This window comes from Methylobacterium sp. WL8 (assembly GCF_008040045.1).
GTDB classification, from domain to species: Bacteria; Pseudomonadota; Alphaproteobacteria; order Rhizobiales; family Beijerinckiaceae; genus Methylobacterium; species Methylobacterium cerastii.
In genome coordinates, this window is sequence record NZ_VRVF01000114.1 from 1 (window position 1) to 9,332 (window position 9,332).

The 9,332-nt window shown below is 64.6% G+C and carries 9 protein-coding genes; 6 read left to right on the forward strand and 3 right to left on the reverse strand.

Features of this window, described 5'->3' with window-relative positions:
* The first annotated feature begins 237 nt into the window (after nt 1–237).
* From FV234_RS26375 to FV234_RS24175, 4 genes are all read left to right on the forward strand, one after another.
* The gene (locus FV234_RS26375; protein ID WP_187273798.1) at nt 238–381 is read left to right on the forward strand and encodes a hypothetical protein; all 144 of its coding nucleotides are present in this window, start codon (nt 238–240) and stop codon (nt 379–381) included.
* Nucleotides 382–499: 118 nt separating this feature from the next.
* A complete protein-coding gene (locus tag FV234_RS24165; protein ID WP_147832157.1) occupies nt 500–1,417 on the forward strand; it encodes a hypothetical protein in 918 nt (305 codons plus the stop codon).
* Nucleotides 1,414–2,679: an HlyD family efflux transporter periplasmic adaptor subunit gene (locus FV234_RS24170; RefSeq protein WP_147832159.1), complete on the forward strand. Its 1,266-nt coding sequence runs from the start codon at nt 1,414–1,416 to the stop codon at nt 2,677–2,679. Before FV234_RS24165 ends, FV234_RS24170 begins: the two co-directional genes overlap by 4 nt.
* Before the next feature lie 55 nt (nt 2,680–2,734).
* Nucleotides 2,735–4,843, forward strand: coding sequence for a peptidase domain-containing ABC transporter (locus FV234_RS24175; protein WP_246686299.1), 2,109 nt, complete (start codon nt 2,735–2,737; stop codon nt 4,841–4,843).
* Here FV234_RS24175 and FV234_RS24180 read toward each other — a convergent pair.
* A complete protein-coding gene (locus tag FV234_RS24180) occupies nt 4,782–6,260 on the reverse strand; it encodes a TolC family protein (RefSeq protein ID WP_147832163.1) in 1,479 nt (492 codons plus the stop codon). The genes FV234_RS24175 and FV234_RS24180 overlap by 62 nt on opposite strands.
* A gap of 514 nt (nt 6,261–6,774) precedes the next feature.
* On the reverse strand, nt 6,775–7,224 hold the full coding sequence (locus tag FV234_RS24185) for a helix-turn-helix domain-containing protein (RefSeq protein WP_147832165.1): 450 nt from the start codon (nt 7,222–7,224) through the stop codon (nt 6,775–6,777).
* A 102-nt stretch (nt 7,225–7,326) separates the two neighbouring features.
* Here FV234_RS24185 and FV234_RS24190 point away from each other — a divergent pair, with 102 nt between their 5' ends.
* Both FV234_RS24190 and FV234_RS24195 read left to right on the forward strand, forming a co-directional pair.
* Nucleotides 7,327–8,097 (forward strand): SDR family oxidoreductase, encoded by a 771-nt coding sequence (locus FV234_RS24190; RefSeq protein WP_147832171.1) that lies wholly within the window; start codon nt 7,327–7,329, stop codon nt 8,095–8,097.
* A 61-nt stretch (nt 8,098–8,158) separates the two neighbouring features.
* A complete protein-coding gene (locus FV234_RS24195) occupies nt 8,159–8,371 on the forward strand; it encodes a 4-oxalocrotonate tautomerase family protein (RefSeq protein WP_147832167.1) in 213 nt (70 codons plus the stop codon).
* 290 nt (nt 8,372–8,661) lie between these two features.
* Here FV234_RS24195 and FV234_RS24200 read toward each other — a convergent pair.
* The coding region (locus FV234_RS24200; protein ID WP_147832169.1) for a TonB-dependent receptor at nt 8,662–9,332 on the reverse strand (671 nt) is incomplete at its 5' end.

Genomic DNA, 9,332 nt, shown 5'->3' on the forward strand with positions numbered 1-9,332 from the left:
AGGAATTACTAGTGTAATAATATGTCATAATTACCCATATATAACGTGTGAAACTAGAGATTTATTGTTCGTAAAAGGCTATAGATGACTGAGGTGCTCGGGTGGAGCATCGCATCGAGGATTTACAAATACTTAAGTATTTACTGCAACTGATGGTAGTTATGGACACCGTCGATATTCGACCATAAATTGTAGGGAGGCGATGAATGTGTCGCCGGCCACGAAGGTTCGAAAATCATGACGAAGCTCGATCGGAAGACCTTGAAGACCGTTTCCGGCGGTCACGGCTCACAGCAGGGGCTCGGCGTCGGCTTGAGCCTCGGCGGGCTCAACGTTGGCCTCGGTCTCGGTCTCGGCTCGTCCTCCGGCAAGTCGCGCTGAGGCGAACGACCGGCGCGTGTGGCTGGACCTCACGCGCCGGCAGGATTCGGATCCCGTCGCGTTCGTGCCCGGTGCGGCGCCTGTCCCGGTTTGCCGGGGAGCATGAGGAAAAAGGGTGATGCAGCAAGCCCCGCCCATCTCCGCCGTGGCGATGCGGGTCGCCAAGCTGCCCCTCCTGGCACGGCGGCGCGTTCTGCGTGCCCTGTTTCACGTGTCTAATACCGTTCAAGGTCGGGCCGCGGCCGGTCTGGCGACGCATTTCGAGCGCGTGCTCCGGTTACCCCGTCGGGAAGCGCTGCGGCTCGACCGCGAGGCGGTCTACCATGATCGGCTAGCCGAATTGGAGTGGCTTTCGCTGCTCACGCGCAACCGCGCCGCGATCGAGCGCGATCTCGACCACGTCACGACGGACACACCCCAGCTTCTGAGCCGCATCGCATCGGGGGGCGAACCGGTCATCCTCGCGCCTCTGCACATGGGGCCCTACGTGCTCGGCCTGCTCCATACGATGCTCACCTTCTTTCCCGATCGACCGCTTCTCATCCTTCGCCGCCGGGACGACAGGCCGGCCGAGACCCAGGTGATGGAGCGGATCGCCGAATTCGGGACGCCGGTGCGCTTTCTGACGGTCACCGACCGAGCCGGCTTCTTGCCGGCTATCCGTTTCGCCAAGGGCGGCGCGGTCATCGTGGTGTTCGCCGATCTCCCGCCCCATTACGGCAAGCCCGCCGCGATGCCGATCTTCGGCTTGCCGACCCGCTTCGCCTTCGGCATCGACGCCATGGCGTACCTCACCGGCGCCACGGTGGTGCCCATCGCGATCGGTGCCGAGGCCGGTCGCGACGTGGTCGCCCCGCGCCCCCCCTTCACGGTGCACGGGAACGACGCCGAGGAGCGCGATCGCGCCGCCGAGCTGATGCGCCGCCACATCGAGGCGACGATCCTGGAGCGGCCGGAGCAGTGGCATTTCTGGCCGTCGCTGCACGAGTACGTGCAGCCCGACGCGCCCGCGACGCCGCGCGGGCTGGCCGCGTGAGCAACGGGGTCGACGCGCCCGAGCGGGCGCCCCCCGGCTTCCTGCAGCGGCGCGCCGGAGTCCTTCACCTCCACCGCGATCGCGGCGCCACGGCCCTGGCGTGGTTCTTCGGGCTGATGATCGTGCTGGCGGTCGCCGCCCTATTCCTCGGGCGGTTTGCCCGCACCGAATCTGTGCGGGGCTACGTCTCGGCGGTGACCGGCCTGTCGCGCCTTGACGCCCGCGCTCCCGGGATCGTCGCGTCGATCGACGTGCGCCAGGGCCAGACGGTGAAGCGCGGCCAGCGGTTGATGCAGGTGCAGTTGCGCGAGCGGACCGCGGGCGGCGTCTCCACGGTGGCGGCCGACCGGACGAGCCTGACTGAGCGCCGGGCCGTCCTGGAAGTCCAGCGCGAGCGTCTGACCGCATTCCTGGCGCGCGCCGAGCGGGAGTGGACGGAGATCGACGCCAACACCGAGACCGTCGGCGCCGCCTTCGACGGACAGGAGGCGATCCTGCGCCAGGGCCTGCGGGAGCAGAGCGCGACAGTCGCCCGCGTCCAGGTCTACCTCGACCAGGGCTACGCCACCCGGGACGCCCTCAACGCACAGCGGCGCACGCTTCTCGATTACGGTCGACAGATGGCCGAGCTGAAGGCCCGGCGTGCGGAGATGCGGCAGCAGGCCGCCGAACGCGTGCGCACCCAACGCTATGGACTGGCGGAGAAGGAAGGCCAGCTCGCGTCCGTGCGCAACGAACTGAGCGGGATCGCGGCGCAGATCGCCGGCCTCGCGGCGCAGTCGCACCTCGACGTCGTCGCCCCCGCCGACGGGCAGGTCGCCGGCCTGTTCGTGGAGGCGGGCGCCTCGATCGCCGCCGACCAGGTGCTCGCCGTCGTCGGCGATGTCGGCGCTGATCCAGTCGTCGTGCTCGACGTGCCCGCGCGCGCGGTCGGCCTCGCCAAGGTCGGACAGCGGGTGGTGCTGAAGTATGACGCCTTCCCGTTCAAGACGTTCGGCATCGGCCACGGCGTCGTCGCGTCGATCTCGGGAACGCCGCAGCGCGCGGCCTCCGAGAATCCGGCTACCCAGGATTCGCAGGGACCGGGCCGGCAATCCACCTATCGGATCGAAGTCGTGCCCGAGTCCCGCACCATGCGCGCCTACGGCATCGACGAGCCAATCCGGCTCGGCTCGACGCTGAGCGCCGACATCGTCGTGGAGCGACGCAGGCTGATCGACTGGGTGCTCGATCCCATCCGGGCGATGCGCGGCAGGGGCTAAGACGATGGCGGGATGGTTGAGCCGTGTCCTGGCGCGCCGGCGTGGGATCCGCTGGATGGCGCAGAGCGAGGCCAAGGAGTGCGGCTTGGCCTGCCTGGCGATGATCGCGAACTACCACAGGCACGCCATCGACCTCGGCTACCTGCGCGCGCTCTCGCCCCCCTCGCAAGCCGGCATGTCGCTCGCCGACATCGTCGAGGTGGCCGACGGGCTCGGCCTCGATGCCAACGGCTTCGCCCTCTCCAACGTCGGCGAACTGTCGGGCGTCGCACTGCCGGCGATCCTGCACTGGAATGGCAACCACTTCGTCGTCCTGGAGCGCATCGGGCGCGGCGGCTACCGGGTTCATGATCCCGAGTTCGGGCTGCGGATCTACGATCGCACCGACATGGAGCGCCTGTTTTCCGGGGTCGTGCTCGAATTCCAGCCGCGCATGGACTTCGCGCGGCTGACGGCCGAGCGGCGCCTGGGCTTCGTGGAGGTGTTCCGCGCCACCCGCGGGCTCGGCGGCACCGTCTGGCAGATCTGCCTAGTCTCGCTCGCCATCGCCCTGCTCGGTCTCGGCATGCCGGTGCTGCTGGAGATCGCCCTCGACGTGGTGATCCCGCAGGTCGACCTCGACCTGCTGCGCGTACTCGCCCTCGGGCTGGCGGCGATGATGGGCTTCGAGGCGGTGGGTCGTTGGGTCCGGGACGCTATCGTGCTGCGGTCCTCGACACTGCTGCAGCTGCAGTTCACCCGCAACGTCGTGGGCCACGCGTTCCGGCTGCCGCTGGGCTACTTCGAGCGGCGCCACCCCGGGGATTTCGTGGTCCGCGTTGATTCCATCGACCACATCAAGACCTTCCTAGTGGGCGGCCTCGTCACCGCGGTCGCGGACGCGGCGACGTCCGTACTGCTCGTCGGCCTGATGTACTACTACGCCCCGTTCATGGCCGGCGTGACCCTGCTGACCCTGGTCGCGGTGCTGCTCGCGCGGGCGATGACCTTCCCGGCGTTGAACCGCTACACGGCCGAATCGCTGGAGGCCCGCTCAGAGGAGCAGGGTCGCCTCCTCGACGGCCTGCGCCGGGTCGACACCCTGAAGGCGCACAACGCCACGGACCTGTTCGCGATGCGCTGGTTCGAGAGCTTCACGCGTTTCGCCAACACGGATTTCCGCGCCCGGCACGCGACCATCGACGCGGAGCTGTTCATGCACCTCGTCGTTGCGGCGAGCACCGTGACGACGCTGTACATGGGCGTGAACGCGGTGATCGGGAACGGCCTGACGATCGGTTCGCTCTACGCGTTCTTCGCCCTGCGCGGCGACTTCTTCGAACGCGTGAACCGCCTGACCGTCAACCTGATGCATCTCTCGGTGATGCGGGTGCACTTCCAGCGTCTAGACGACCTCGTCGGGCAGGAGGCCGAGCCGGGCGCGGACGGCTCCCGTATTCACCGGACCGTGCGCCGCACGGTTGCGCTGGAAGGGGTCCGGGTCCAGTTCGGGCGGGCCGACGCGCCGATCCTCGACGAAGTGGACCTCGCGATTGACGTGGCGGGCTTCGAAAGCGTCGCGATCGTTGGCGCCTCGGGCTCGGGCAAGTCCTCCCTGCTCAAGATCCTAGCGAGCCTGCATGAGCCGGCCGAGGGTCGTGTCCGCGTGGACGGCGTCGCGCTTGAGCAGTTCGGACGCCACGAGTTCCGGGCCAACCTTGGCGTCGTCTTCGCCGACGACGGTGTGTTCGCCGGCACCATGGCTGACAACCTCGCCCTCTTCGACCCTTCGGTGACGCGGGAACGGATGGCGTCCGCCCTCGACCAAGTCGGACTGCGCGAGGCGATCGAGGCGTTGCCGCAGGGCTACGCGACGCTGATCGCGGAGGAGAGCGGCCTGCTCTCGACCGGACAACGTCGGCGCCTCCTTATCGCCCGCGCCCTCTGCCGGCAGCCGCGGCTCCTGCTTCTCGACGAGGTGACCGCCAACCTCGATCCGGACACCGAGCGAGATCTAATCGAAAGCCTCAGCCGTGTCGAAGCCGCCAAAGTCTATGTGACTCACAGCAGGCAAGTTCTCAACTGCGTCGACCGTGTGATGCGTATCCGCGACGGGCACCTCGTCACAGAGGGTCGCCCGGATCAATCCGCGAGAGCCGCAGCACGGGTTCCTGAACCGGCCTGATGACCGATTGGCTGCCCCGTATAGCTAGGTCGCGGAACCGGGCTTGCGCCGAGCCCTGATCGCGCGCCGCCGTACGCGGTAGTGAACGCGCGCGCTTTCCAGTCGCGCCGGGACGATCTACGTCCAACATGCCAGCCGCCGCGGCTAAAGCCAGCGACAGGGCATCACGCTCGGCCGCGACGGCAGCAGCCCCAGACTCCGCATCGCCGAGTTCGGCCTGGAGGTTTAATTCATCTAGGATCGTGCGGAATCCCGCTCCACGCTCGATCTCCATACCAGAAACGGATTCGCGGAGCGCCTCTGCTCGGGAGAGCAGGCGCGCAGCTTGATCAGCGACGATCGCATGCCTGAGGAAGTTGGCACGCGCGGTACTCAGTGTCTCGCGCTCGGTATCTTGGACCTCGTAGCCACGCTGCCGCGCCAGGGCCGACGCTTCCGCGACGCGCGGGAAAGCGCCAGGCTCGTAGAGCGGAATTCGAGCAAGCAGCCGAGTGGTGGTGTCGGTGATGCGGTCGAGGGCGGCGCTGTAGCCGTACTGTGAGAACCGCGAGACTTGTAAGTTCACGGTTGGAAGGAACTCTGCTGTCGCCGCTTCGGCCCGTTCCGCCACGGAACGAGCGTCGAGTCGCGCCGCGACGAGGCTGGGATTGGCCCGTCGCACCAGGGCAGCATAGGCATCGGCTGTTCGAGGCAGATTCCCGGGTAGTCGGGGCGGCGCCACACGCTCCGGTTCCAATCCCGTCAATCGAGACATAGTGACCCGCGAGGCTGCGAGGTCCGCGCTGGCACGCTCGCGCCCCGCCTCGGCGGCTTCCATGCGTGATCGAGCCAGCGCCACGTCTGTACGTGTTGCATCGCTGACGGCGAACTGACGCTGCGTCGCTGCCAGGATCCGAGCGATCGCAGCACATTGAGCGACACGAAAGCTCAGAACCTGGGTGTCGCGCATCACTGACAGAACTGCGATTGCAGCTTCGAGGAGTACTTGCTGCCGCTTCGCCGCCACTAGGGACCTGCCGGAATCGACTTGGGTATCCGCCGAACGCAGGGTATTGAGCCGCCGAAATCCGTCGAAGATTGGCAGATCGGCGATAATCCCTAGCTGGCTGGGCGCCGAGCGCGGGGTGGCATCGAGGCCCAGGGTTGTCGGGGCGATCTCAGGGCTATAGCGGATCCGACTGCTCAAAGGGGCATCTGCGAGAAGGGAGACAGTCGGCAAGAATACATCTTTCGCGCCCCGTAGACGTGCTTCGGCTCCATCCTGTCGCGCGTTCTCTGCCCGGAGGGCGAAGCTCGCGACGAGCGCGGCCGCCGCCGGATCGAGCCGCTCAACGGCGACAGCCGGTATCGCTAAGTATATAGCAAAAAATCCGATCGTCGCTGAAGCATTCGCTGCTCGCAACCTCCGGAACTGCATCTATGCCCTCACCTAGCGTGATTCGAGCCAAGCCGGTTGCACACATCAACATAGCTCTGCGGAACACCGTTCGTGCCCCAAGCGCGAAGGCAGCTATGGCAAACAAATCATTAATTACAACTTAAGGGTGCATATTATTTACGGAGGATTGTGGGCGACGAGCGTGCGGTCGTGCGATCGCCGAACTTTGGTCCGGATGACCAGCCAAAAAATTGAGAGCTCGCCGGCCTACAAACAAACAGCCCGGATCGCGCACTGCCGAACGTTCTGTTTGTTACTGATTAGCCTCAATTAATGGGGGTACGACCAAAATGGTTTGAATTTGGAGCTTCCGCCCCAGGCTGAAAGGCATGAATCTGCTTTCCACTGTGAGTCGAAGTTGTCGGACGGCCGACCCGTGACCGCTTATGAGAAACGCCCACAATCGCTCGCACGGCTGAGTTGGGTCGAATGCGGCATGTCCGCTTCCAGGGAAGGGTCAGAGTCCGCAAACGCTTATAACAGCTCTCGGCTATCACGGTGTTTCGATGCAAGCGGACACATCGGACGCTTCACCCGCCGCTGCAAACGCCCGACGGGCGCGCTCGATCTCTGCGTGGTGGGTCTCAGCCCAGATCCACACACCACAGAACGCCGCCCCCAAGCTCTCGCCGAGTGGCGTCAGCGTGTAATCCACGTGCGGCGGGATCACCGGATGCACGGTACGTCGCACGAGACCATCCCGTTCCATCTGCCGAACCGTCTGCGTCAGCATCTTTTGGCTGATCCGACCCACCGCCTTGCCGAGTTGCGTGAACCGGAGGGTGCCATGCTCGTCCAGAGCCTCAAGGATCAGCATGGTCCACTTGTCGGCCACCTTGGCGATGATGTCGTTCACCAGCACTTCGATCGTCGGATCGACGTCCTTCGGGATTGGCCCCCACCGTCGTGCCTCGATCATGGGATCTGGTGCAGCCCTACGCATCCGACGCTCTCCTTTCGGTAAGTACCAATCTTTTCGGTGCCTACTTCAGTGTGGAGAGTGTGGTCCATACTCTCCATGACGACAACAACGAAGGTCGCCGTCATGAACATCTCAGGTAACATGATCCTCATCACCGGAGGCGGCTCCGGAATCGGAGAGGCTCTTGCACATCGTCTCCACGATCTAGGTAACACCGTCATTATCGCCGGGCGTCGGGTGGAGGCACTGGAACATGTCGCCAGCAGCCGCCAGGGCATCCACGCCTTGCCGCTCGATATCTCGGACGCCGCGGACATCGCCGCATTCGCGCAGCGGGTCGTGGCCGAGCACCCGGCCCTAAACGTGGTGATCAACAACGCCGGGATCATGCGCTTCGAGACGCTGGATCAGACCCGAGACCTCTCAGACGCGGAGGCGACGATCACCACCAACCTGCTCGGCCCGATCCGGATTGCGGACGCCTTGATCGAGCATCTGCTCGCGCGCCCTGACGCCGTGCTGATCAACGTGTCCTCCGGACTAGCGTTCGTTCCCCTGGCGGCGACACCGACCTACTCGGCGACGAAGGCCGCCATTCACAGCTACACGGTTTCGTTGCGCGAAGTCCTGAAGGGCAGGGTTGAGGTGATCGAACTGGTGCCTCCGGCGGTTCAGACTGATCTAACGCCCGGCCAAGCCAACCGCGAAGGCTACCTGCCGTTGGCCGACTTCATCGATGAGGTCATGGCTCTTTTCCAGCAGCAGCCGACGCCGCCTGAGATCCTCGTGCAGCGCGTCGCCTTTCAACGCAACGCCGAAGCGGAGCACCGCTTCGACGAGGCTGTCACGACCTTGAACGATGCCGTCCGCAAGGCCCGCGAGAAGCAGCGCTGAGGCCAGTGGGCCGGCCCGCCTACCACGCCACCGTTCAGTTCACCCACCGCGGAGAAGTCTGATGCCGTTCGCTAACATCAAGGTCCCGGAGGCTGCGCTCAGCCGGGCGCAGAAGGAAGAGATCGTCCACAAGGTGACCAACTTGTTCGTCGATTACTTCAGCGAAGCCGTTCGACCACACACCATGGTTTTGATCGAAGAGGTCAAGGATGGCGGCTACGCCCGAGCTGATGAAGTGTTCGTCATACCGGATGCATATCGCGCGAAGGACTGATCGCAGGTGGGCCGCCGATAGGACTGGCGGCTCACCTAAAACCTACGTTAATGCAAAGTATTACAAAAATTTTTTATAGCCTAAAAATTAATATAAAACTTCTTTCGGACTTCACAGTTTAAATGATACAAGTACTACGATCGTATCCGAGGATGCACAATCCCTCCTACGACTTGGTTCAATGGATAACTGCCAATCCGCTTTCAGGCGGCCTAAGCATTCCAGCGGACGCAGCTATCTCACAGGCCGGTGATCCACCATGGAATGCCGCTTCCTTGCAGCGGTGGACATTAAAATCGTGCTGCGACCCCGCCCATGATCGTGCGCGGCGTACCCGGTGTAGCGTAGCGGTTTTGGAAGGCGCGGTCGTAGTAGGTGGTGTCGAGCAGGTTGTCGACGTTGAGGTAGACCCGCACCTGCGGCGTAATCCAGTAATACGAGATCAGGTTGAACACCGTGTAGTCCGGCAGACGAAAGGTCGAGAGGGCCGTCCCGGCCTGCCGTGCACCAACATGGGTAACGCCACCACCGAGGCCGAGGCCGCGCAGCTCCACCCCCTGGAACTCGTAGACGCTTTGCAGGGCGAGGGTGTCGGCGGGGATGTTGGCGATCCGAGTCCCCTCGGGCAGCGTATTGTCGCGAGCCACGGCGGCGTCGGCATGAGTGTAGGTGCCGATGATCCGCCAGCCGGGCGCCAGATAACCGGCGACGGTTAGGTCGAAGCCCCGGCTACGGACCTCGCCGGCTGCAACGCTGAAGTTCGGATCGACCGGATCGACAGTGAGGACGTTTGTGCGGCGGATGTCGAACACGGCTGCCGTGGCACTCAGCTGTCCATCGAGCAGGCTGAGCTTGGTGCCGATCTCATAGCCCTCACCCTGCTGGAAGGCGAAGGGCTGCCCCGCGCGGTTCGTGCCGGTGTTTGGTAGGAAGGAGCGACCATAGCTGCCGTAGAGCGAGA